Consider the following 23020-nt stretch of genomic DNA (forward strand, 5'->3'; position numbering starts at 1 on the left):
CATGGCCAAACTGGATTACGCGCAGCTCAATTCGACAGTCCGATACCTCATGTTCTCGGTGTTCTCGATCACGCCGGGGGCGCTGGGCGACGATGAGCAGCGGTCCGCGGCGGCCGCCGAGGCCGAGGCCTTCCTCGCGTCGGTCCAGGAGGGCGACCTGGTGGTGCGCGGCGTCTACAACATCGCCGGGATGCGCGCCGACGCCGACTTCATGATCTGGTGGCACGCGGAAAAGCTCGAGGACCTGCAGGCCGCGTACAACGACTTCCGGCGCAGCACGGCGCTGGGCCGCGCGAGCCGCCCGGTGTGGTCGAATTCCGCTCTGCACCGCCCCGCGGAGTTCAACAAGAGCCACATCCCGGCCTTCCTCGCGGGGGAGGACCCGGGCGCGTACATCTGCGTGTACCCCTTCGTGCGCAGCCTCGAGTGGTACCTCCTTCCCGATGACGAGCGCCGCACGATGCTGGCCGACCACGGCCGGGCCGCGCGCGGCTACCCGGACGTCCGGGCGAACACCGTGCCCGCCTTCGCGCTCGGCGACTACGAGTGGCTGCTGGCCTTCGAGGCGCCGGAGATGCACCGCATCGTCGACCTGATGCGCGACCTGCGGGCGACCGACGCGCGGCGGCACACCCGCGAGGAGACGCCGTTCTTCTCGGGGCCCCGCGTGGGGGTGCGCGAGCTGATCACGGCGCTGCCGTGATCGGTGGCCGGGGGAGCGGTGGTGGGGCGGCCCCCGCTCACTAGGCTTCGCGCGCTCGCCTAACGGCTCGCACGCTGCAGAATCGCTCGCGGGGGCCGCCCCACCACCGCTCGGTCACGTAAGTCAGGAAGCGTCGTTATCAGGTTCCAGGCGCATGGAGATGCTGTTGATGCAGTAGCGGAGGTCGGTGGGGGTGTCGTAGCCCTCGCCCTCGAAGACGTGGCCGAGGTGGCTGCCGCAGTGGGCGCAGAGCACCTCCACCCGGCGCATGCCGAGAGAGGTGTCCACCCGCTCGATGATCTTGTCGCCCGCGAGCGGTGAGAAGAACGACGGCCAACCGCAGTGCGAGTCGAACTTGGCGTCCGAGCGGAACAACTCCTCGCCGCACGCGCGGCACCGGTAGACCCCGGAGGTCTTCGTGTCGGTGTACTCGCCGGTGAACGGCGCCTCGGTCCCCGCCTGACGCAGGACGCGGAACTCCGGCGCGGTGAGGCGCTGGCGCCACTCCGAATCGCTCAATTGCAGCTTGGGCCGGGGAGAACTCGCCTCGCTCATGCCTCCACGCTAACCGCGCGCGGCGGATGGTGCCAGCTCGTGCTTCCCGGGCTCCTCCTCCGGGGCGAGCGGCCGGTCGATGCCCTCATCGAGCCGGTTCTCCGCCTTCGCGTCCAGGTAGCGGAAGAGCAGCACGCAGAACGGCACGATGATCAGCAGCGACCAGCCGAGCGTGCACTTGAGGTACGCCAGCGACCGCCCGAACGCCGGCCATTTCCCGGAGAGCCAGAAGTCGTAGCTGAGGAAGCCGTAGACGGCGACCCACGAGGGCCAGTTGCCCAGTACCGAGCTGCGGAAGACGATCGTCATCAGCATCGGGAAGAGCAGCATCGAGTAGTACCCCTGCCCCAGCGAGCCGACCAGCCACGACGTGACCAGCAGGGTCCCGGTGGAGGTCGCCAGCCACAGCAGCTCGTTGCTCCGGCGGTAGTACTTCCACAGCAGCCACAGGGTCACGGCCGCCATGACCACCACGGCGGCGCGCAGGAACAGGTCGAGCCACGTCGGGAGGCCGAAGTACTGCGCGTTGCCGGCGATCGAGCTGTTGTAGTAGTCCCGCGCACCGCTCAGGTAGGGCAGCGTCTTGTGGAAGAACTCGGTGCGGTCCGCGGAGAGCAGCATGCCCGCGCCCATCAGCACGACGGGGATGCCGACCGCCCCGATCAGCGCCTTCCACTGCCGGTTCACGACGATCAGCAGCAGCATCACGGCGAGCAGCGGCTTGACCGCGAAGGACAGCCCCAGCGGTATCCCCGCCCACAGGTCCTTGCGCTGGAGCAGCAGCGCCATCGCGACCACCTCGGCGAGCAGCACGAAGCAGTTGAAGTTCGTGTACACCAGGGTGCTGGTCACGGCCTCGGTGGTGACCGCGAAGAACAGGACCACCGGCGCGACCACCGAGTTCAGGCCGTAGCCGAACATCCGGAGCAGCACGTACAGCGCGGCGAGCAGCGCGACGGCGCTGAGTCCGACGAAGATGTACCGCGCCTTCTCCGGATCGAAGTACCCGAAGGGCGCCATGAGCAGCGTGCCCGACGGCGGGTACAGGTAGTGCGGGTCCACCGTGTCGTAGTTCTCGGTGTACACGGGCTGGTGGCGCAGGAAGCGCACCGCGGCGGCGTAGACGGTGGTGAAGTCGTCGGTCTTGTTCCCGTTCGGGACCAGGACGATCAGCCGTTGCAGCAGCGTGAGCAGGGCGAGCGGCCACAGGATGGCCTTGACCACGAGGGCCGGGTCGGACTTCATCCGGGCGAGAGTGACTGACGACACGGCTAGAACCGTACCTAACGGGCCGCCGGCGAACGTCAGGCCCGTCCGGCAGGCCGGTCAGGCCGGTCAGGCCGGGCAGGCGCCGGGCGACGGGGCGTCGAGCCGGTCGAGGTAGCCGACGAGCGCCTTCTGCACGCACGACGACCGGATGACGGCACCGTCGCCCAGCCCGGCCCACGTGATCGGCCAGGGCTGGGCGCCGACGACGGTGAGCTGGCCGGTCAGGGTGTCGAGCGCGGTGCGCGCGGTGAACGGATCGGCGGCCGAGGTCGCGACCACGGACCGCACCTTCAGGTCGGTCAGCTTCGGTGGCTCCGGCGCGGTCGGCCAGGCCGAGCAGTCGCCGAGCTCGAGGGCGGTGGCGGCGCCGAGCCGGAAGTCCGCTCCCCACTTCCGGGCCGACGCGGCGATCTGGTCGGGGGAGGCCTTGGTGACGGCGTCCGAGCACCGGGCGATGAATTGGCCGTCGCTGTCGAGCGCCTCGTCGGCGGTGCGGAGGAGGGCCCGGAGCGGTGCGCCGTCGCCGGACCGGGCACTCGCCAGGGCCGTCGCGAGGCGGGCGATCCGCGCGTCCCGTTCGCCCGGGCCGATGCCGAGGGTGACCAGCACGGCCCGTCGGACATCGGTGTCCGTCACGCCGCTGAGGCGGCCCGCGTCCGCATCGTCGACGATGCCGCGCACGGCGGCCGCCGGATCCGCTCCGAGCGCGCACGCCGGGCCGCACTGGGCGGCGAAGGCGTCGACGGTGGCGGACGTGCCGCGGGCGGCGTCCTCGGCGCGCTGCAGCTCGGTGCCGCCGTAGCGGACGGGGGAGTCGAGCACGAGCCGCGCGACCTGCTGCGGGTGCTCGGCCGCGTAGGCCAGGGCGGTCGTCGATCCGTCGCCGACGGAGAGTAGCCCGAGCGCGGGGACGTTCCACGCGGTGCGCAGGGCCTCGAGGTCCGCCGCGGCGGCGGTGGCGGAGTACTCGGAGATCGTGGCGCTGTACACGTCACCGCAGGTGGTGGCGGCCTTCTGCGCGGCCTCCCCGATCGCCTTGATCCGCGCGTCCAGGCTCGCCCCCGCGGTCCCGCCGCTGCGCAGCACCGCCCGGTCCGTCGGCGTGCGGCAGCTGAGGGCGCCCGACGTGCCGATTCCGCGGCGCTCGACCGCGACCACCGGCCGGCCGGCCAGGAGGGGGCTGTCGCTCGCCGCGAGGGTCGCCAGGGCGCGCTGGCCGGTGAACTGGGTGCCGCCGGCCAGCACGAGCGGCGCCGCGCCGTCCGGCGTGCCGGGGACCCGCGCACGGGTCACCGAGAGCTGGAGCGGAGTGCCCGCGTCGCCCACGCGAACGGTGAGCGAGGCGCATTGCAGGCTCGCGTTCGCCGCCGGCGGCGTGCCGTAGCGCGCGGCGACGCGGCTCGTGCAGTCCTGCCAGACGAGCGGATCCTTGGCGGGGGCCTTCCACGCGGGACCGGACGGACTCTTGTCCGCGGACTTCGACGGTGCGCCGCCGCCCGGCCCGAAGTCCGTCACGTAGTCGGGCGTGGGGGCCGGGATCGGTGCGCAGGCGGACGCGGCGACCACAGCGCCGACGGCGATCCCGGCGGCGGCGAGTGCTCGGGTGCGCGCGTGGGGCATGCCGTTCACAGTAGCCAGATCGGGGCGCGCGGGCCGTCAGCGCGTCCAGCGCGTGTACAGGTAGCCCTCCTCGTCACCGAAGACGTGGCGACGGTGCCGGCGCTCAGCGGGGAGGTCGGGGCCGCTCACGATCCGCTTGCCGTCGCCGCCGACCAGGACCGGAGCGATCGTCAGGCACAGCTCGTCGACGAGGTCGGCGGCGAGCAGCGCGCCGAGGACGCCGGGGCCGCCCTCGGCGAGGACCCGGCGGTAGCCGCGGGCGTACAGGTCGGCGAGGACGGCGCGCAGGTCCACCGACTCGCCGTGCCCCGAGAAGACGATCGGCTCGGCACCGTCGGGCGGGTAGAGGCGCGGCGTGCGCGCGACGGTGCCGCGCGTGACGATCGCGAGCGCCGGATGCTCGGGCGTGCCGTAGTCCTCGTCGCGCACCGTCGCCGCCCCCACGAGGACGACGTCCGCCGCGGCGCGCAGGGCCCGGAAGACGCGACGGTCCCCGTCGCCGCCGAGCCCGCCGGACCGGCCGGCCGCCGTCGCGGACCCGTCGAGGGAGGTGATCATGTTGGCGCGGACGTAGGCGCGCCCCGCGACCTCGGGGTGGCGGTAGGCGAGGGCGAGGGCGGCGTCGTCCGCGGGCAGGGGCTCGGTCACGTGACGACGGTAGCGTGCGGGATTTCAAGCCGCAGCGACCAGCGGATATGATCTCCACCCATGACGCTGCATCTCGTGGATCGCAACCCGACGGTGACGCCGGAACAGATGGTGGAGCAGTTGGTCCCGCCGGAGATGTTCAGCGAGGTCAGCTTCGACAGCTACATCCCCGACCCGAACCAGCCCACGCAGGCGGCGGCGGTCAAGATCGGCCGGCGGTTCGTCGACGACGTGATCAAGCTGACCAAGCGGCGTACCAAGAAGGGTTTCTTCGGGCGGAAGAGCACTCCGCCGCACGGCGTGGGTCTGTACCTCGACGGTGGCTTCGGCGTCGGTAAGACCCACCTCCTCGCGTCGATCTTCCACAGCGTCCCGTCGCCGAAATCCTTCGGCACTTTCGTCGAGTACACGCATCTCGTGGGTGCGCTCGGCTTCAACCGGTGCGTCGAGTACCTGGCCGACCACACCGTGATCTGCATCGACGAGTTCGAGTTGGACGATCCGGGCGACACGATGGTGATGTCGCGCCTGCTGACCGAGCTGTCGGCGCGCGGGGTGTCCATCGTCGCGACCTCGAACACGCTGCCCGGGCAGCTGGGCGAGGGCCGCTTCGCAGCTCAGGACTTCCTCCGCGAGATCAACAAGCTCAGCTCGGTCTTCGAGTCCGTCCGCGTCGACGGTCCCGACTACCGGCACCGCGACCTGCCGCCCGCGCCGGACCCGCTCCCGGAAGCGGAGCTGGTGGCGATCGCGGAGGCCGATCCGACGGCGACCCTGGACTCCTTCGACGCGCTGTCGGAGCATCTGTCGAAGCTGCACCCCTCGCGGTACAAGCAGCTGGTCGAGGGGATCTCGAAGGTGTGCATCACCGGCGTGCACCCGGCCGACAACCAGACCGTCGCCCTGCGCATCGTGGTGCTGGCGGACCGGTTGTACGACGCGGGCATCCCGGTGCTGGTCTCGGGGGCGAAGCTCGACGAGATCTTCACGCCGGAGATGCTGGCCGGCGGATACCGCAAGAAGTACCTGCGCGCCACGTCGCGTCTGCTGGCGCTGTCGCGGTTCGCCTCGGCGGAGGCGCGGTAACGGCCGTCGTAGACACCAACACCCGCCCGGGGATGTGTGGGCCGGGCGGGTGCATGGGTGAGGGTGCCGGAGTGTGAGAGAGATCTCACTTCGCTGACTTCTACCACTGTACGGGAACACGTTCCCCTGGGGAAGGAGGTTCGCGTTATTCCGGCGGGTCGCGCAGGGCGCCGCTCGTGTCGCAGTGGTTCAGCGGGTGAACCGGGCGATCGCGTCGGCCGCCTCCTTGAGCTTGGCCGCCGTCTCAGCCTCGTCTCCTGACCGGGCCGCGTCCACGACGCAGTGGCTCATGTGGTCCTCGAGGAGCCCGAGCCCCACCGCCTGCAGAGCCTTGGTCATCGCGGAGACCTGGGTGAGGATGTCGATGCAGTACTTCTCCTCCTCGACCATCCGCTGCAGACCGCGCGCCTGCCCCTCGATCCGCCGCAGTCGCTTGAGGTATTCGTCCTTGTCGGACATGTAGCCGTGATGATGCTCGTGGCCGGTGTCGGTGGTCATGGGTCGGGATCCCTTCTGGTGCGGGAGCGTCGCAGGCGCGAACCTCCACTATACCCCCCTGGGGTAGGAAATCGATTGCGGCCCGCGAGGCGCCGACGCGGCGCGGCGGCACCGTCGGGCCACGCCCCCGCAGGCCGTCAGATGGGGGAGATGGAACGCCGCTTGTGCGGCACCCGCGGCGGGCGGCGCCGGACCCGGCCGAGCGCCTCCGCGAGCATCGGGCGCGTCGCGGACGGCAGCACCACGTCGTCGATGCCGAAACCGTCGGCCGCGAGCAGCGGGTCGACGTTGGCCTGGAACAGGGTGATGAGGTCCCCGCGAGCCTTCGCCGGGTCGGGCGCTGCCTCGTACTGGGAGCGGAAGGCGAGATCGACGGCGCTCTCGATGGGAATCGCGCAGATCTCCGCCGTGGGCCACGCGAGCGACAGGTCGGCCTCGATGCTGCGGCCACCGCCCATCGCGATGTAGGCCGCGCCGTAGGCCTTGCGGGTCACGATTACGAAGCGCGGGACCGTCGCCGCGGAGAGCTCGTATCCGAGCCGCGCGCTGCGCCGCACCAGGTTCGTCTCCTCGGCGCCCGCGCCGACCAGGAAGCCGGGGAGGTCGATGAGGATCAGCAGGGGCAGGCCGAAGGCGTCGCAGACGGCGATGAAGTGCGCCGCCTTCTCGCAGGCGTTGGCGTCGAGGGCGCCCGCGTGGAAGCGGGGCTGATTGGCGACGACGCCGACCGGCCGCCCGCCGATGCGGGCGAGGGCGGTCACGATGTTCGGCGCGTGCAGCCGCTTGAGTTCGAAGACGGTGTCGGCGTCGGCGATCGCCTCGATCACGTCGACGACGTCGTAGGCCTGCCGCATCGAGGACGGCACCAGGGTGTCGATGCCCTCCGCGGTGTCGCCGGGGTCGTGCGGGCCCGCTGTGCTGATCGGCGCGCCGTCGGCGCAGGCGGGCAGGTAGCTGAGGAAGGCACGGATCGCGTCGATCGCCTCCTGTTCGGTGTCGGTGACCACGTCGACGACGCCGCGCTCCGCCTGCAGATCTGCGCCGCCGATCTCCTCGTTGGTCAGGTTCTCGCCGGTGGCCGCCTGCACGAGCGGTGCCGACGAGATGCCGATGGTGCCCATGCCCCGGACGATCGTGACGAAGTCGCAGCACGCGGAGATGTTCGCGGGCGCGCCGAATCCCGGGCCCATCATGGCCGCGACCAGCGGCACGTACCCGGACAGGTCGGCCAGGCGCAGCAGCAGCTTCGACCCCGGCGCGGCGAGGCGCGAGTCCAGGGCCTCCTGCATGCGATGGCCGCCGCCGTCCATCAGCATGACGAGGGGGATCCCGTCGAGCAGGGCCCGTTCGGCGCAGCGGTCGAGCTTCGCCATGCCCGTGGCTCCGTTGCTTCCGCCCAGCACGGTGAAGTCGAAGGCGGCGATCGCCGCCGGCCGGCCGTCGATGTAGCCGATTCCCGTCACCACGCCGTCGCCGGGCGCGACCAGGGGAGCCGCGCCCTGCTGCGCCGGGCCAGGGCCGGCGAGGGCGCCGAACTCCTGGAAGCCGCCGTTCGCGAGCAGCGCGACCCGCTCGCGGGCGGTCATCTTCCCGCGCGCGTGCTGCTTGGCGACCTTCTCGGCGCGTGCCTCGTCGGTGACGGCCCGGTAGGCGGCGCGGACACGATCGTTGAGGGCCTGCTCGGGCGTCGTTTCGCTCACGCCCGGAAGTTAGCAGGCCGTCACGCGCCGGTGGACAGGTGGCCGGGTTCCGTCCACCGCACCGGTCCTCGGGTTCGACGGTGCCGCTCGCTGCGCGCCCGGCGCTACGCCGGCAGCGAGTCCCCCGGGAAGCTCAGGCACGGGTACACCTCGCTGTGCATCATCTCGGCTCGGATGCACGGGTCGCCGGCGATGATCTCCTCCGCCCGATCCGTAGACACCGTCATGACCGCCATGCCGGCCATGGTGGCGTCCAATATCGGGCACAGGATGGCGATCACGCCGTCCGCCCGCAGCGACACCATGCGCCTCTGGTGCTCCAGCTCGATCGCGTCCGCGCCGTCCTGCTCGCGTCGTGGCCCCCAGCGCAGCAGCACCAGGCTGAACGGCTGCGCGGTCTTCACCAGGTCCTGGATCTGTTCGTTCGTCACCGTCGTAGCCATGGTCGCTCCTGTGCCGTCGACGATCGTTCGCGGTCGGCCTTCACGCTACTGCGGACGCGTGGACGCGGCACCCGGAAATGGCTGAAGCCCCGGCCGTGTGCACGGCCGGGGCTCCTTGAGCGGATGACGGGATTCGAACCCGCGACCCTCACCTTGGCAAGGTGATGCGCTACCAACTGCGCTACATCCGCGTGCCTTCGAGGCGAGCAATAAGTTACACGAATGTTCTGCCCGGGCGCGAATCGCCAGGTCGCGCCCGCCTCGGCGGCGGGCGGCGGGCGGTGCCGTCAGCGGACGGAGACGGGGACCGGCATGTGCAGGGCGGCCTGCGCCCGGGTGGTGACGTCCAACCGGATCGGCCGGATCGGTTGCAGCGAGCGGATGTCGTCGGACATGCGGCCCGCGCCGAGGGTGAGGTCGATGCCGCGCGGCAGGAGCGCGGAACCGTCGGCCAGCACATTGGTCTGGTTGAGCGTGGCGAACCAGGAGCTCTCGCGCTGCGTGTAGGACGTGAGGGTCGAGACCTTCTCGCCGCTCGCGTGCACCTTCTGGCGCGGGGTGCGGGCGGAGAAGGCGACGTCCACGGCACCGTCGGCGTTGGCGATCCGGGCGGTGGTGCGTGCGCCGGTGACGTCGACGTCGAGATCGGTGACCCATTTGGGGAAGCCGTAGCCGTCGTGGCCCCGGACCTGCGCGATCTCGGTGTTCACGGGCAACGAGAAGACGTAGGAGTGCAGGTGATCGTCCCCGAGCGCGGAGGCGAGGTCGGCGAGCCCGGGCGCGCCGTGCCGGGCCGGGCGGACCGCGACGCCCACGGCCGCCTCGGTGTAGAAGTCGATGTCGCACACGTCGTACCGGAAGAACATGACCGAGGCGAGGCCGAGGCCGGGCAGCACCTCCAGGGGCGCGAGTTCCTCCGGGAGGCGCCTGCGGATGGCGGCGGTCGGTGCCAGCATCGTCAGCCGCGCGGAGGACATCGCGTAGTAGAAGTTCGGCGTGCGCGTGGCGCCGATGGGGGAGTCCACCCGCGTCTTGGGCAGGGCGCGGAAGAAGTCGACGCCGGGGACGCGCGGATCCGTTGCGACCTCGTCGAGCGGGTGTCCATGCGGAAGCGGTCGTACAGGCCGCCCTTCGGGACGAGGACGGTGCGCCCGCCCAGGTCGACCTCGACGGTGTCCGGTGCTGCGGTCATGGGTTTCGGCTCCTGCTCTCGATGTATGCGTTGCTTACATGAGCATAGGGTGCGATGTAAGCACCGTCAACACCTTTAGGGTGGGTATGCCGTGTTTGCTGTGGATCACCCTGGGCTGCAGATTCTTTCGTCGTCAGGCCGACGGTGCTCCGGGGCGGCGACGGCCGCCACCGGCTAGGATGGTGGTGCGTCGCGTGCGCAGGCCCGACGGCTCGCACCGGCGGGACCGTCTTCTTCCGGGGCTGCAGCCGCTCGGCCCGTCGTGCATCCGACTGTCGGGAGTGCCCGTGCCGACCCGAGGCTCCTCGCGCGCGACCGATCGCGCCCTGTTCTGGAACGGCCTGTGCGTGGCGCTGATCGCCGGCGCCGTCGGCACCGCGTTCGTCGATGCGATTCCCCTCGAGGCCACGCTCGTGCTGTGTGCGCTCGGATTGGTGGCGGGCGTGATCGGCGTGCCGCTCTACATCGTGCAACTCTTCGCGGGCCGGCGTCCTCCGCGGCCGGCGGCGGATGTCGAGCGGCCCGAACCGGCACCGGCCATCGTCGACGAGGAGTCGCGACCGCGGTGCTCCTGTCACGGTCTGCCCGTGCGGGACTGACGCAGCCGCCCGCCGTCGTTTCAGCTTCTGCGCGACGAATTCACCGCGATATGCGCATATCGCGGTCGGATTGTTCTGTCAGTAGGGGTGATTCATTTCATAGAAGGTGCATGTTGTGTGTGCACCCTTCGATGCTTAGCGTCGGTAAGTGATTCACGCGGAGGACACCGGCGATACATCGGCCGGTCGCGGAATCGCCCGGAACGCGCCTGCCGGCCGAGGACGGCAGGCGCACGCCCTGTGCCGTATCGATCACGCAGCGGCGAGCGACGCGGCGCCGCTGAGCTGCGCGATCGTTGTCCGGGCACAGCGAACCGTCGCCCAGGACCGAAGACAGCGGATGGGCGGAAAGCGAACGCACGCAAAGGAAGGATCGCGCCGATGGCGGAGAACCCGATGGGGCCGACCTACATCCCCTCACGATTTATTCGATACGTACTGACCCAGCGCAATCTCGCCGAACTCGATATCGCCGGCAGGCAGAACGAGATCCTCGATTGGAAGAACCGTCGTCTCGCGGGCACCGCGGGAGCATTGCACGGGGATCTCGACGCAGGCGAACTGGTGCGGGCGAAGGCCGAAACCAAGAACGACAAGGGCGAGGACCGCTACGTCCTGCCTACCGGATTCTCGATCAACAACGTGCGATACGGAGACTTCCCGGTCACCGAGCCGACCGCCAAGGAGCGCGGTTGGTTCGCCTACCTGAATAAGGGGGAGCCGCTCATCGAGGAGCGCAGCGACATCGTCCAGCCGCGACCCGACGTGGTGTCCGAGCAGATCTACGTCAACCGCACCGACCCCCAGGACATGCGCTGGGAGAACACGGTCGAGTTCTCGATCGAGAACCAGATCTCGTGGTCGCTCGAGGGGTGCGTCGAACTGACCTTCGGAGACAAGGCGTCCAGTTCCCTCGAACAGCAGAGCCGATCCAGCACGGCGCTGACCGAGGAGGGGTGGTACATCCTTGAGGAGATCCTGCACGCGCACAAGGACGACATGGGTGGGGAGAGCTGCGCGTCCGAGGAGTCGATGTCCTCGGAGACCGACACCACGACCACCACGAGCACGGGTACCGGTACCGCCGAGGTGTGCTCCGAACTGACGCTGGGAATCACCAGCGAGGTCAGCGGCACGCTCACCACCGGGTGGAAGCAGTCCTCGACGCTCAGCGGCGCTGTGGGATCCCGTGTCGTCGTTCGCGCCACCCAGCGTCGCCAGGTCCGGCGCTACGACTACACGATCCCGATCGCGTTCGACGGATACGTCGCGCTCTACTATCCCGAGCCCGTCGAGCTCGAGAGCCTGCCCAACGGACTGCCGGGACGCATCGGCTCGGCGAAGGACCGGGCCAAGGTGCAGAACCTCGACCCGAGCGGCGATACCAAGCTGCCCCGCTACGGACAGATCGCGGTCTACGACATCCGGGTCCTCGGGATCGCGACGTACGGCGACGAGTACGCCCAGAAGGGCTGGGCCGAGGTGGTGTCCACGCTCGCCGGAGAACACGAGGCCTTCGAGGTGGAGACCCTCACTCTCGCAGGTCGCAGCAACCACAACTCCAACGAGGCCCACCTCTACAAGTACTGACGCCGGCATCGCGCACGAGCGCCGGGTACCGCAGGTACATAACGGAAGGAAGCATGCACATGCTGTTCAAGAACATCTTCGACGGATCCTCACAGGAGAGCTCCCTCGCCGCACAGGCTGCGTCGACGATCCACAGCTTCATCCCCGGTGAGTGGTCGATCCGCGAGCGCGCGGACCCCGAACTGTTCGAGGGGATTCCCGACGAGCCGCAGGACCCCAAGATCGTCAGCGAGGAGTCCGCGGTGGGCCTGGCGATCGCGAAGGGATTCCTCGAGCGGAGCTTCGCCAATTTCGACAGCCTCGCCAAGAGTCAACAGGAGACGAACCAGGATCCGACCACCGTCACCGATACGGCGAGCTCGACGCTCGACGAAACGGCGAAGCACGTCCATGCCGAGCCGACCTCGCCGTCCCGCCCTGAACGACCGGACGTCCGTAAGCCGGACACCCCCACTCCGCCGCCTCCGCCGCGCCAGTGACTGCAGGGGCCGGGACATGATCGGATCTGTTCGGAGAGACGGTAGGCGTGGGCGGGCGGGCCGGGGCTCGCGGTTCGCCATCGCGACGTGGTTCGTCGCGGTCGGAGTGGGCCTGCTCTGCATCTATGGCGCTCTGTGGGAGTGCGACCGTCAGGTTGCCAGCGACAGCGCGGAGAAGTCGCTGTGGTCCGTGGGCAGCATCGGACTCGGGATGGTCGCCGCCGTCGTCGTTGTGGCGCTGCTGAGCAGGTTCGGGGATCGGTATCCCCGACGGTAGGTAGACGGCTTCGCTGCGATCGTGTCGACGACGTGGCCGGCGAAGGTCGTGGCTCCGACGTGCATTGGCACGGCACTGCCCGTAGATACGAAGAAACCCCCTGCGAGCAGGGGGTTTCTTCTTGTGCGCGATACTGGGATTGAACCAGTGACCTCTTCCGTGTCAGGGAAGCGCTCTCCCACTGAGCTAATCGCGCTTGCATGAAGTGGTGCTCAGCCGCTCCGGTGCGGAGTGGCTGAGCGTGCTGGAGGCGGCGACGGGAATCGAACCCGTGTGCACGGCTTTGCAGGCCGTTGCCTCACCACTCGGCCACACCGCCACGGTAAGCCCACTTCGAGCGGATGACGGGATTCGAACCCGCGACCCTCACCTTGGCAAGGTGATGCGCTACCAACTGCGCTACATCCGCATTTCGTCCGGACCGGCGCTGTGGGCGCCTTCCCGGTGCGAGAGGGAACATTACGTGAACATCGCGCGCTCTGCCAAATCGGCAGGTCACCCCATGTTTCGTAGGCAGTCGGCGTGGTGGGAGGCGCATCTCGAACCTCGTAGGCTTACGGAGTCGCACTGTAATCGCTGGTGAGGCACCCGATTACCCTTTCGCTCAGCGATCGTGTTAGTGTTCTCTCTCGTTCGGCCCCCTGGTAGACGGGAGGTCGGCGCGAGTTCGGTCCTATGGCTCAGTGGGAGAGCGTCCCCTTCACACGGGGAAGGTCGCTGGTTCGATCCCAGCTAGGACCACCGAGAAACCGCCTGGTGACAGGCGGTTTTCTTCGTTTCGTGGAGGATTCGGGACCCACATGGTCCCCACGGAGTGGCAACTGCTCCTGCCGACACGCCGAAGGCAATGCGACCTGATCGAGCGCGGCGTTGCCGCTAATCCTGCACAATCGTGACAGGTCGCGAGTCCGCGCGCGGCTGCGTTGCCACGAGCGACGTGCAGGCGAGTGCCAGGCCGCTGGTGGATCGCTCGGCCCCCGCCGCGGACGGGGCTGCCGAGGGCGGACCAGCATCACTGCGTGATGCCTGGAGCCACCGTTGTCCAACTCGAAGATCGACCTGTCAGCCCTCGCCGTCGGGGGCGGCGCTCCTTCCTTTGTCTCTATCGACCACGCCGCACAGCTGATGGACGTGAGCCACTGGACCATCCGCCGGTGGATCAACGATGCCCGCCTCGCCGCCCGCAAGATGCCGAGCGGTTGCTTGCGGGTGGCCGTCGCTGACCTGGAACGGCTCGGCGAGCCGGTCCGGCCTGATCGGACGAGGTGCGCGTCCACATGAGCAACTACGACGAGCTCGCACAGTCCAACGGCTACCTCGCCGGCCGTGATGTCGCCCGCACCATGCGTGCTGGCGGTGTGCCGGTGACGGGCGACGACGCGGAGACCTGGTGCCCGCGCGGGATGCACCCTGATGAAACCGGGGCGTGGCTACGGGGCTGGCGGAGTATCTGGGGCTGAGGAGTATCTGGGGCTGACCTGTGCGCAAGGCGGAGTTCGATCCGACGTTGACGGCGCAGTCATGGCGCGGGCATTGACAGCTTGGACCCGTCGATGTAACACTCGTTTCATCTTCTTCTGTAACGAGTGTTACATGAACCGAGGGGTGCTCATGTCTGACGAGATCGCCGACAAGGACGATCGCCGACGAGTGCTGTTGGACGCGACGATGGACTACATCCACACGCACGGGCTAGCGGACCTGTCGCTGCGGCCGCTGGCTGCCGCGCTGGGGACGAGCGCGCGGATGCTGGTGTATCACTTCGGGTCCAAGGAGCAGTTGGTCGCGGCGGCGCTGGACGGCGTGCGGCAACGTCAGCAGGTCCAGGTGGAGAAGTGGGTCGCCGACAGCGCGGGGCTGCCTGTGCGGGAGGTAGTGGACCGGTTCTGGAGGGCGAGCACCAGCGCCGAGTCCGAGGCCTACGGGCGACTGTTCTTCGAGGCGTACGGGATGGCGCTGATGGACCCGGCTCGCCTGCCCGGGTTCCTGAACGGGACGGTGCACGGATGGGTCGGCGCGATCTCCCGCGCGTTGGTCGACGGCGGTTACGGGGGCGGCGATGCGGAGGAGGTGGCGACGTCGCTGCTGGCGGTGCATCGTGGACTGCTGCTGGATCTGTTCGCGACGGGCGATCGGAGTCGCGTCGATGCCGCGCACCGGCTCGCGGTGGACGCGCTGGTCGCACACATCGCGACGGCTGAGGGGGTTCGGCGATGAGCCCGGTCGATGTGGGTGCGGGCCTGTCGGGGCTGACGGCCGCGGCGGACCTGGTGGCGGCGGGCTTGTCGGTCACCGTGGTCGAGGCACGCGATCGGATCGGTGGCCGGATCCGCACCGTTCCAGATACGTTCGGGCATCCCGTCGAGTACGGGGCCGAGTTCGTGGGGCCGCATCAGCACTCGATCCTTGCCCTCGCCGAGAAGCACGGCCTGGAGTTCATTCCGACGTGGGACGAGGGTATCCACATCGGCCGGTTCGACGGACCAGAGCGGCGCTGGAGCGGCGACCTGCCGGACTTCGGAGCCACAAATCTGCTCGGCACGGTGGCGGGTCTGGCGACTCTGAACGCGTTGGCCCGCACCGTCGCCCCGGGGGCGCCGTGGTCTGGGCGCTTGGCACGGTACCTGGACGGCCGATCAGTAGCGGACTGGCTCGACGCAGCGCGACTGCCGCGCGAAGGTCTAGGGCTGTTGGAGGCAGCGATGCGGTCGATCTTCGCCGCCGACATGGACGAGATCTCCCTGCTGCACGCGCTGATGTGCATCCGCTCCGCGGGAGGCTTCCGCCGGTACATGCGCTCGAGCGGAGCGCAGCAACTCCGCTTCGTCGATGGCGCGTCGACGCTGTGCGAGCGCCTCACTGCGACGTTGCCGATGCGTCCGGTCCTATCCGCGCCTGTCACGGCGGTGAGCTCGAACGGGGACGGTGTCAGGGTGCGGGCGGGGGAGCGGGCGTGGCGGGCGAGGCGAACGGTCATCGCGGTACCGCCACCACACGCAGCCGCCCTCACGTTCGACCCGCCCCTGCCCGAGGGCCGCGCCCAGCACCTGCAGATCTCCCGACCGGGGACGGTCCTCAAGTACCACCTCACCTTCCCCGAGCCATTCTGGCGCGCAGCCGGCTTGAGCGGCAAGAGTGTATCCAGCGAGGACGTCGTGAACGCGACCTTCGACCTCTCCACCGACGACCAAGGCGTCCTAGCCGCGTTCGTCGTCGGTGGCCACGCGCGCCGCCTACTCGCGCAGACCCCCGACAACCGCCTCAACGCCGTCCTGTCCGACCTGGCCGGCTATTTCGGCTCGCAAGCACTCTCGCCGACCGAGAGCCACATCCACGTCTGGAACGAGGACCCGTGGTCGCCCGGTTGCTTCGCAGGGTTCCAGCCACCCGGCAGCTGGACCAGCAGCCGCGCGACACCAGCGCAGCCGGTCGGGCGCATCCACTTCGCCGGCACCGAAACCGCGACCGTCTTCCACGGCGCGATGGAGGGCGCCGTCACCGCCGGGCACCGTGCCGCCAACGAGGTTCTCGCCGCGCTGACAACGGTGTGATGTTCTTGTTGGCCTGCATGTGTCGGGATCGATTGCGCGCCAACTCGCTTATACAGGTGCGCCGGACGGAATTCGTTGACCTTCTCTGCGTCGGACTAACGCGGTAGAACGCTAGCGGTGGACGTTTGCCCGCGCTGTGGTTGCGTTGAGCCGGATGAGCACCGGCGCAGGTTTGATGGGCGCTCCCTGTGCGAGCCAACTCAGACGAGCTCGAGTCGTTTCGCGATGTCGGAGACGCACACGCCTGTTACCCAACGTCGGCGACCTCACGGCAGTGAATCGTTGGATCTCGCGAGCGACAACACCAGCCGAGACGTCGGTCTGCGCCTACGCGGCGCGCCGGATGACCCTCTGAGCGGTGCTGGGGCTGATCCCCAAGGCGCTCGCGATCTCGCGACTGGACTCGCCGTCGCGGGCGCGCCGCAAGATCTCGGCATCGCGTAAGACCCGTAGGTTGCGGCCGATGCAACTGCCGCCCGGTACGACTCAGCCTGAGTAGCACCGAATCCGTCGAACAGGTAGTTGCCCTGCATGATGTGGGCCTTGCATCGCGTTGCGCTGCTAACTCCGGTGGTGGGCGCGTTGGCGGCCTCCTCCGCCCTCGAGGCCGCAGGCCCGCCGTTCTTCTTGTAGCAGTACTCGGAATACCGCATCTCACCGTCACTCCAAAGAGGCGGTCCGGGAGTGCCTTCCAGGCACTTCACGACGGTTGGGGTTGCGGCGGCCGTCGTAGTCGGCTTGGTGCTCGTAACTGCGGTCGTCGTCGGCATCACGCTCACTGTCACAGGCGGCACCGTGGCTGTCGAGCTCGTCACGGCCGCGGGTACCTCGTCCCCGCCCGACCGGCTCACGTAGACGCCGAGCACCGTCGCGGCGACGGCCAGAACGTGGCCTCCGCGTCATCCGCCGGCTCCGCTGCCCGCCGCTCGGTGACTGGGTCTGGCGCGATCTTCTCCTTCGGCACCGCTGGCACAACGATCAGTCCAGCGCCGCGCCCGCTCCGGTGACGAGTTCCAGCGCGAGGGTGGCGTCGAGGGCGCCGTGCATCTTCACGAGCTCGGCCGCGTCGGTGCCGTCGACGTACTCCATCGTGATCCACAACCGGTCCTCGAACTCGCCTCGGTCATGAAGGGTCACGATGTTGGGGGCGACAGCTGCGCGAGGAGATCGGCCTCCCGCGTGAATCGGGCTTGGAAGTCGGCGTTACGCGAGACACCCGCGTCGAGCAGCTTCAGCGCGTCTTGACGCGGGAGCCGCTGGCGCTCGACGAGGAACACCTGCCCCATACCGCCAGCACCGAGCTGACGGACGATGCAGTGGCCGGCGATCTGGGTGATGCTCACCGTCGGACTCTGGCAGGCGACCACCACCGCGGGTAGGGGGTATACAGTCACAAGGTGTTTCGCTAGACGTTAAGCCGCGCAGCATGCTCCTAGTGAAGGCCGACGGGTGTAAGACCCCGAGTTGCAACTTCGGACCTGATAAGGGTTACGTGGGTGAAACTCCATGCTTGCCTCAGCGCGCCCCGAGACAACCGGAAGCACTAATCGATCAGCCAAACGATGCGCGTACCTGCCGAAGGATGACATACTTGGTTAGAGCATCCCAGCGTAGGGCGTCTTGTACCCCTAACGGACCCTTACCCGGAGGTGTAGCAGGTGAGTCTGTTCGACGAAGCGGTCGGTAAGGCCAGCGCGGCCAGGACCGACGCTCACAAGAAGGGGGCGCCAGGTCGCGCCGTTGCGGCCCAGAACGCGGCCGACGCCGCGAGGCTTGCCCCCGAGGTGCGGAAGTTGATTATGGAGTTCGCTGGCTTTCTTGCACAAACAACGCCCTCGCGTCGCTTCCGGCTACCGTACAAGCCTGGAAGTCTTACCGCGAACCTAGTGAACCGAAAGAAGTCTCCCGACGGAATTTTGTTGAGCGCGGACGTCGGCGAGCTTTTCAAGAAGCGTTATGCGAAGTCGTTCCGACTCGTCACACTCGATGGGGAGGTCTGGACTTTCGATAGTCAGAAGGGCACGCGCTGGACGTTCGACCAGGCCGACCTAGTCAATGGGTTGTCGTGGCCGCTCGACCCGGTCAAGCGGCTGATCGTTCGAGACGGCACTCTTCAACACATCACCGCGTCTGGGGACCGCAGCAGCTACGTCGACGTCTACAGCGATGTTCATGCCGATATCGCGGAGACGGCAATCTGGCTTCGGGACAATCCCGTTGCCGCACGGTACCCGGACGTATTCGGTTGAGCCGCCGAACTGCAGGGGCGCGAGACCCCCTCGACGCTGGTCCGCGGCGCTCAAGAGCGGCGCTTTCCGGGCCCCGGCAGGCCGCTAGGGTCGCGTAAGCTGGCCGCACGGCTACCCGTCGCTGCCTCGCTTCTTCCAGTACCCGCCATTCAGGGGACTGCACTCAAGCGAGCCGTCGGCTGAGATCTTGCCGTAATCCGCGGGCGGGCAGTAGCGGCCGAGTTCCAGCGGGCGTGTCGTGGTCGCTGTTGCGGTCTGCGGCGGAGCTTCGGTGGTCTCGGACGTGCCTCTCGGCGTCGGCGGCGTAGTCGTCGCGGTGGTGGCCGCTGGCACAGTCTCCGTCGTCAGTGTCGGCGCGGCTCCATGACCGCGGCCGACAACGCGACGAGCGGCCCCCTGTTCCCGCCCCGCTGAGGTTGCGCCACGGGTACGTCGCCTGGGTCCGGACGCACGGCGGTTGGCTCGTACTGCGACGTCGGCGTGCTCGGCGCAAAGGGGGCACCGTCGCCGAGCGCTGATCGCGAAGCGCTGCGCGCAGAGCGTCGACGAATTCCGAGCATGACCCGTACCTGTCGCCCGGCCGTTTCGCTAGCACGCGCTCGAACACTGAGTCCAGACAGGCTCATGTCCGAGGCCGCCCCCATCGAACTCTGCGACTGTCCCCGCCGCGATTCCATCGGCTCCGCGGACGGCCGGCGGCTTCACGTTCCCTTTGTTCTTGATCGCCCGCGAGCTTCGTTTGCAGACATCGGAACCGCCCCACCTTCGCGTCACCGACGTGGCCCTACTCGCAGCCGTCACTGCCTGAGTCGCAGGCCATATCCTCTGGGGTGGGCGTCGGGTGAAATGCTTGAGCGCGCTCTCGAGTCCCTGTACATCGAGCGATTCCACCGACAGCGCGGCAGGCGGAAACACGCGAACAGCGTTGCTACGGTGAGCGGATGACAGCCCCTCGACTCGGCGTGCAGGATGTGGCGGCCTTCGACGCCATGTGGCGCTCACGGAGACCGAACGATCGGCCGATCGGCAACGAGTTGCGGTGTTCAGCGTCCTCGACGTGGGTGCGATTCCATAGTCTCCCCGACTCGAAACGCTACGCCGACAACCAGGCCGAGTACGACGAACTGCTCTACCGACACCACACCCTGCTATCGGAGCTGAGTTCGCTTGCGGGGACGTCGGTGGATGATCTGCGGGCAATCACGCCGGCATTCTCGGACTCTCAGCGCCCGGTCGACAGGCACGATGCACTTGCCGCGGCGATGCCGTCTGCCGCGTACTGGCAGACACTTCCACAGGACCTGAGCGATCTTGACGATCAGTACTGGATTCATCTGCACCTGAGTAGAACCTCGCTTTCCGCCAAGAATCTGCGCGAACTGCTCCTTCTGGTCGCCGACTTCGGCACCGGCGAAGTGGTCCTCTGCCCACCGACGCTGGATTGGCTCTATCACCCCTACGACGGCGGATGTGACGTCATCGCCCCCGACCGCGCCGCTGTGGAAGTTCTTCGAACTCGTCACGCCGACTGGTTGCCCAGCGATCCGTGCGGTTTGTGAAGGCCGATTCGATTGCGACACACCCACACAGTTCAGCGAGTTCGCTAGTGTGACGTCCATGCCGCCGCCGACGCCGTTCCTTCCCGCGCCGAATGCTGCCGACAACCATCCGCACCGCCCTCGCGTCGATGCTTTTCGCTGTGGCTGTAGCTCTCCCCGTAGCAGCACCGGCTGGTGCCGAGCCGATGGCGGTGTGCCCGCGGAATCAGCCCTCGAACTGGAATGGCCAGCCGTGCTTCCCGCAACCGTGCATGTCACCGTACGCGCCAGGCGTTCCGCCGTGCTTCATGTCACCGCCTCGGATCGGGCCGAACGGCATTCCGGTGTTCGGGTGAGCCTCGTCGAGCTGACCAGCGGGCGCTACCGCACCGCGCGCATCGCCCGCGCCGCCGGGGCCGTGTCATGGTGGGTGTTCGTCGTCGGCGTGCTCATGGCGGAGTTGAATTCGTTCGATCGCCCGCGCCGCTACGCCGACTACAGCAGTGAATCGATCTTCGGAGTCGGACTCGGCCACACCGACTTCGGCTGGACGGCTTACGAGCCACTCACCGATCAGCCGCCGGTGACCGACTTCTTCTACAGCGCGAACCTCGTGGCGTCCGTCGCGGCAGTCGCCCTGGCCGTGACCGTGATCGCAGCGGTGGTCGAGGCTGTCGCGGTCGGTAGCTGGCCCGCCGGCGTGGCGGCGATACTCACGCCCGTCGCGGGCGCGGCGATCATCCTCGCAGCGCGGCATTACCGGCACGGGATGGAGCTTCAGCTGAACATCGCCGCGGTGTTCGCGTTGGTGCTGATCGGCGTCGCCGTCCGCGAGGTGTGGAGCCGCGTGTTCGCGCCGCGGCCACAGCGAGAAATCTGACATGGCGCCGGAGCCCGGAACACCCGAGCCCACGTTGCCCTGGTGGCGACGCCCGCCCGGATGGCCGTGTCGATGCACGTCGACACGGAGACGTTGTCACCGAGCCTGTCGTCAACGAGCGGGCTGACGGCTTCGGGCTGGCGGCGCACGACGGCGTCCCACGCCGCATCGAACTCGTCCTGTGTGCCGCGGCGGCGTGTGAGTCGGGTGTCGCCCTCTTCCACCACACTTCGCGCCCCGGCTTCGCGATCTGAGGGGCTGATTCCCGGAACCGCTCCCGGTGTAGCGACGTCAGCGTGCGGACGCGCTTCGCGTCCTTCCAGGCGAGTTGGAGAAGCTCGAGATGCGCGCGTGACCATTGCCACGTGTCGGTGTCACATCTCATAGGGGCGCGACAGTGCCGGAACGATTGTAGTTCGTTACGGTAATGACAACGCTGAGGCCTGTTTGTAGCAGACGCGCTGGTCGAAGAGGTCGACTACAGGCGACGGCGGTTTGACGTCACCCTGAACGGGACAGGCGTCAGTCGAGGTGCGGTGATGGATTCTTCAGCGCCGCACCGCCTCAGGTGTCTCCGAGCATCAGGTCGATTGTGAGTATTGCTGGTGCCGCGCTTCACTGTTGCACTACTTCGGTAGACCGCTCTGCATCGAGGCGCGGAGCGCGGCGTCAGACCAGAGGTCAGAAATTACGCGAACACGCTACGACGTCTGTGGGGCATGACTTGCCGAACGATGCGCGGGGCCGGTGAATCGTGCTGCCCAGGGTGGGGCGTGCTGGCAGTACTTCGCTGCGTTCGGCCTGCTGCGGGGCAGGCATGAGTGGTTTCGAAGTCAGTTGTGGTGCCGCGCAGACATGCGCGGTCGACAGGAATGAGGTGCGTTCGTTGCGAGACGCTGAGTACGACTACATTGTGGTGGGGGCCGGCAGTGCGGGCGCGGTGGTGGCCGCGCGGCTGACGGAGGATCCGGGAGTGTCTGTACTGCTCCTGGAGGCGGGTGGTGAGGCGGATGCGGACGAGATCGACATCCCGCTCGCCTTCTCCGCGCTGTTCAAGACGAAGTGGGACTGGAACTACACCACCACGCCGCAGAAGCACCTCGATGACCGGCCCGCGTACTGGCCGCGGATGAAGGCGCTCGGCGGCTGCTCGTCGATGAACGCGATGATCTACATCCGTGGCAATCACGGTGACTTCGATGCGTGGGCGAACGACTACGGTGCGGCCGGCTGGTCGTACGACGAGGTGCTGCCGTACTTCAAGAAGGCCGAGGGGAACACCAGCCTGACCGACCGGTTCCACGGCACGACGGGGCCGCTCAACGTCGAGGACCGGGTGTACACCCACCCCCTCGTCGATGCCTGGGTGGATAGCGCGGCGAGCCACGGCATGGCCCGCAATCCCGACTTCAACGGCGCCGAGCAGGAGGGCGCGGGCCGCTACCAGGTCACCTGCAAGGGCGGCCGTCGCTGGTCCACCGACAAGGCCTACATCGAGCCGGCGCGGTCGCGGCCCAACCTCACGGTCGCGCTGGGTGCCACGGCCCGCCGCATCGAGTTCGACGGTGACCGCGCCTGCGGGGTGGTCTTCCGGCAGAGCGCGGTCGACCACACGGCGAAGGCGCGCCGCGAGGTGATCCTCTGCGGCGGCGCGGTGAATTCGCCGCAGCTGCTGATGCTCTCCGGTATCGGACCGGCCGAACATCTCGCCGAGCACGGCATCGACGTGCGCGTCGCGCTGTCGGGCGTGGGCGAGAACCTGCAGGACCACCCCATCGTGCCGGTGATCTTCGAGACGCACGGGACCACCGATCTGATGGAGGCGCAGAACCTGCAGAACCTGCTGCGCTGGAAGGTCCGCGGGACCGGGCCGCTGGCGTCGAACGCGGGCGAGGCCGGCGGCTTCTTCCGCTCCCGCGAGGACCTCGACCTGCCCGACCTGCAGTACCACGTCATGGCCTCGGGCTTCTACGACAACATGCTGCACGAGCCCACCAAGCGGGGCTTCGTCTGCGGGCCCACGCTCGTGAACGTGGCCAGCCGCGGCAGGCTGCGGCTGCGCTCGGACAACCCCGACTGGCACCCGTCGATCGAGCCGAACTACTTCGAGGCGCCCGAGGACCTGGACGCGATGCTGGTCGGC

At 68.5% G+C, this 23020-nt stretch carries 24 protein-coding genes, 5 tRNA genes and 1 pseudogene; 15 read left to right on the forward strand and 15 right to left on the reverse strand.

Annotation, left to right across the window (positions count from 1 at the left end):
* Position 1 precedes the first annotated feature (1 nt).
* Positions 2 to 703 carry a hydrogen peroxide-dependent heme synthase gene (gene hemQ / locus AC21LY_RS18435; RefSeq protein ID WP_489048014.1) on the forward strand — a complete coding sequence of 234 codons (702 nt, stop codon included), beginning with the start codon at positions 2 to 4 and terminating at the stop codon, positions 701 to 703.
* 123 nt (positions 704 to 826) lie between these two features.
* Here hemQ and msrB read toward each other — a convergent pair whose 3' ends face one another.
* From msrB to AC21LY_RS18455, 4 genes are all read right to left on the reverse strand, one after another.
* Positions 827 to 1258: a peptide-methionine (R)-S-oxide reductase MsrB gene (gene msrB / locus AC21LY_RS18440; protein ID WP_489048015.1), complete on the reverse strand. Its 432-nt coding sequence runs from the start codon at positions 1256 to 1258 to the stop codon at positions 827 to 829.
* A 9-nt stretch (positions 1259 to 1267) separates the two neighbouring features.
* Entirely contained in the window at positions 1268 to 2527 is a 1260-nt protein-coding gene (locus AC21LY_RS18445; protein ID WP_489048016.1) for a glycosyltransferase family 87 protein, read from the reverse strand.
* Positions 2528 to 2593: 66 nt separating this feature from the next.
* Positions 2594 to 4147, reverse strand: a complete 1554-nt coding sequence (locus AC21LY_RS18450; protein WP_489048017.1) for an alpha/beta fold hydrolase — start codon at positions 4145 to 4147, stop codon at positions 2594 to 2596.
* 36 nt (positions 4148 to 4183) lie between these two features.
* On the reverse strand, positions 4184 to 4795 hold the full coding sequence (locus tag AC21LY_RS18455; protein WP_489048018.1) for a dihydrofolate reductase family protein: 612 nt from the start codon (positions 4793 to 4795) through the stop codon (positions 4184 to 4186).
* Between the two features lie 60 nt (positions 4796 to 4855).
* On the opposite strand from AC21LY_RS18455, the gene zapE reads away from it, so the two are divergent.
* Positions 4856 to 5881 (forward strand): cell division protein ZapE, encoded by a 1026-nt coding sequence (zapE, locus tag AC21LY_RS18460; protein ID WP_489048019.1) that lies wholly within the window; start codon positions 4856 to 4858, stop codon positions 5879 to 5881.
* Between the two features lie 189 nt (positions 5882 to 6070).
* On the opposite strand, the gene AC21LY_RS18465 is transcribed toward zapE, so the two are convergent.
* The 5 genes and pseudogenes from AC21LY_RS18465 to AC21LY_RS18485 all read right to left on the reverse strand — a co-directional run bounded on the left by AC21LY_RS18465 (position 6071) and on the right by AC21LY_RS18485 (position 9714).
* Positions 6071 to 6379 carry a metal-sensitive transcriptional regulator gene (locus AC21LY_RS18465; protein WP_489048020.1) on the reverse strand — a complete coding sequence of 103 codons (309 nt, stop codon included), beginning with the start codon at positions 6377 to 6379 and terminating at the stop codon, positions 6071 to 6073.
* Between the two features lie 137 nt (positions 6380 to 6516).
* Positions 6517 to 8079: an acyl-CoA carboxylase subunit beta gene (locus tag AC21LY_RS18470; RefSeq protein ID WP_489048021.1), complete on the reverse strand. Its 1563-nt coding sequence runs from the start codon at positions 8077 to 8079 to the stop codon at positions 6517 to 6519.
* 104 nt (positions 8080 to 8183) lie between these two features.
* Positions 8184 to 8522: a hypothetical protein gene (locus tag AC21LY_RS18475; RefSeq protein WP_489048022.1), complete on the reverse strand. Its 339-nt coding sequence runs from the start codon at positions 8520 to 8522 to the stop codon at positions 8184 to 8186.
* Between the two features lie 118 nt (positions 8523 to 8640).
* A tRNA-Gly gene (locus tag AC21LY_RS18480) sits at positions 8641 to 8713 on the reverse strand.
* A 96-nt stretch (positions 8714 to 8809) separates the two neighbouring features.
* Positions 8810 to 9714, reverse strand: a pseudogene (locus AC21LY_RS18485) (acetoacetate decarboxylase family protein).
* A gap of 194 nt (positions 9715 to 9908) precedes the next feature.
* Here AC21LY_RS18485 and AC21LY_RS18490 point away from each other — a divergent pair.
* The 4 genes from AC21LY_RS18490 to AC21LY_RS18505 all read left to right on the forward strand — a co-directional run bounded on the left by AC21LY_RS18490 (position 9909) and on the right by AC21LY_RS18505 (position 12659).
* Positions 9909 to 10313 (forward strand): hypothetical protein, encoded by a 405-nt coding sequence (locus AC21LY_RS18490; RefSeq protein ID WP_489048023.1) that lies wholly within the window; start codon positions 9909 to 9911, stop codon positions 10311 to 10313.
* A 381-nt stretch (positions 10314 to 10694) separates the two neighbouring features.
* Positions 10695 to 11903 carry a hypothetical protein gene (locus tag AC21LY_RS18495; protein ID WP_489048024.1) on the forward strand — a complete coding sequence of 403 codons (1209 nt, stop codon included), beginning with the start codon at positions 10695 to 10697 and terminating at the stop codon, positions 11901 to 11903.
* Positions 11904 to 11962: 59 nt separating this feature from the next.
* Positions 11963 to 12382 carry a hypothetical protein gene (locus AC21LY_RS18500; protein ID WP_489048025.1) on the forward strand — a complete coding sequence of 140 codons (420 nt, stop codon included), beginning with the start codon at positions 11963 to 11965 and terminating at the stop codon, positions 12380 to 12382.
* A gap of 16 nt (positions 12383 to 12398) precedes the next feature.
* Complete coding sequence (locus AC21LY_RS18505) at positions 12399 to 12659, forward strand: hypothetical protein (RefSeq protein ID WP_489048026.1); 261 nt, start codon at positions 12399 to 12401, stop codon at positions 12657 to 12659.
* A gap of 124 nt (positions 12660 to 12783) precedes the next feature.
* Here AC21LY_RS18505 and AC21LY_RS18510 read toward each other — a convergent pair.
* The 3 genes from AC21LY_RS18510 to AC21LY_RS18520 all read right to left on the reverse strand — a co-directional run bounded on the left by AC21LY_RS18510 (position 12784) and on the right by AC21LY_RS18520 (position 13068).
* Positions 12784 to 12855, reverse strand: a tRNA-Val gene (locus AC21LY_RS18510).
* Positions 12856 to 12904: 49 nt separating this feature from the next.
* Positions 12905 to 12978, reverse strand: a tRNA-Cys gene (locus AC21LY_RS18515).
* 17 nt (positions 12979 to 12995) lie between these two features.
* Positions 12996 to 13068: transfer RNA gene (locus AC21LY_RS18520), tRNA-Gly, on the reverse strand.
* 260 nt (positions 13069 to 13328) lie between these two features.
* Here AC21LY_RS18520 and AC21LY_RS18525 point away from each other — a divergent pair.
* From AC21LY_RS18525 to AC21LY_RS18545, 5 genes are all read left to right on the forward strand, one after another.
* A tRNA-Val gene (locus AC21LY_RS18525) sits at positions 13329 to 13400 on the forward strand.
* Positions 13401 to 13697: 297 nt separating this feature from the next.
* Complete coding sequence (locus tag AC21LY_RS18530; protein ID WP_489048027.1) at positions 13698 to 13940, forward strand: helix-turn-helix domain-containing protein; 243 nt, start codon at positions 13698 to 13700, stop codon at positions 13938 to 13940.
* Positions 13937 to 14119: a hypothetical protein gene (locus tag AC21LY_RS18535; RefSeq protein ID WP_489048028.1), complete on the forward strand. Its 183-nt coding sequence runs from the start codon at positions 13937 to 13939 to the stop codon at positions 14117 to 14119. Before AC21LY_RS18530 ends, AC21LY_RS18535 begins: the two co-directional genes overlap by 4 nt.
* A gap of 151 nt (positions 14120 to 14270) precedes the next feature.
* Positions 14271 to 14876, forward strand: coding sequence for a TetR/AcrR family transcriptional regulator (locus AC21LY_RS18540; protein WP_489048029.1), 606 nt, complete (start codon positions 14271 to 14273; stop codon positions 14874 to 14876).
* Positions 14873 to 16210: a flavin monoamine oxidase family protein gene (locus tag AC21LY_RS18545; RefSeq protein ID WP_489048030.1), complete on the forward strand. Its 1338-nt coding sequence runs from the start codon at positions 14873 to 14875 to the stop codon at positions 16208 to 16210. Before AC21LY_RS18540 ends, AC21LY_RS18545 begins: the two co-directional genes overlap by 4 nt.
* Before the next feature lie 327 nt (positions 16211 to 16537).
* Here the strand turns inward: AC21LY_RS18545 and AC21LY_RS18550 are convergent, their stop codons facing one another.
* The 3 genes from AC21LY_RS18550 to AC21LY_RS18560 all read right to left on the reverse strand — a co-directional run bounded on the left by AC21LY_RS18550 (position 16538) and on the right by AC21LY_RS18560 (position 17553).
* On the reverse strand, positions 16538 to 16675 hold the full coding sequence (locus AC21LY_RS18550; RefSeq protein WP_489048045.1) for a helix-turn-helix domain-containing protein: 138 nt from the start codon (positions 16673 to 16675) through the stop codon (positions 16538 to 16540).
* A gap of 513 nt (positions 16676 to 17188) precedes the next feature.
* The gene (locus AC21LY_RS18555) at positions 17189 to 17347 is read right to left on the reverse strand and encodes a hypothetical protein (protein ID WP_489048031.1); all 159 of its coding nucleotides are present in this window, start codon (positions 17345 to 17347) and stop codon (positions 17189 to 17191) included.
* On the reverse strand, positions 17344 to 17553 hold the full coding sequence (locus AC21LY_RS18560) for a hypothetical protein (protein ID WP_489048032.1): 210 nt from the start codon (positions 17551 to 17553) through the stop codon (positions 17344 to 17346). Before AC21LY_RS18560 ends, AC21LY_RS18555 begins: the two co-directional genes overlap by 4 nt.
* 315 nt (positions 17554 to 17868) lie before the next feature.
* On the opposite strand from AC21LY_RS18560, the gene AC21LY_RS18565 reads away from it, so the two are divergent.
* The 4 genes from AC21LY_RS18565 to AC21LY_RS18580 all read left to right on the forward strand — a co-directional run.
* Positions 17869 to 18459, forward strand: coding sequence for a hypothetical protein (locus AC21LY_RS18565; RefSeq protein ID WP_489048033.1), 591 nt, complete (start codon positions 17869 to 17871; stop codon positions 18457 to 18459).
* A gap of 941 nt (positions 18460 to 19400) precedes the next feature.
* The gene (locus tag AC21LY_RS18570) at positions 19401 to 20018 is read left to right on the forward strand and encodes a DUF3885 domain-containing protein (RefSeq protein WP_489048034.1); all 618 of its coding nucleotides are present in this window, start codon (positions 19401 to 19403) and stop codon (positions 20016 to 20018) included.
* Positions 20019 to 20349: 331 nt separating this feature from the next.
* On the forward strand, positions 20350 to 20877 hold the full coding sequence (locus AC21LY_RS18575; RefSeq protein ID WP_489048035.1) for a hypothetical protein: 528 nt from the start codon (positions 20350 to 20352) through the stop codon (positions 20875 to 20877).
* An 886-nt stretch (positions 20878 to 21763) separates the two neighbouring features.
* Positions 21764 to 23020 (forward strand): GMC family oxidoreductase (locus tag AC21LY_RS18580; RefSeq protein ID WP_489048036.1); only part of this gene is annotated, 1257 nt, incomplete at its 3' end.

Source organism: Tsukamurella sp. II2bb, from assembly GCF_057815145.1.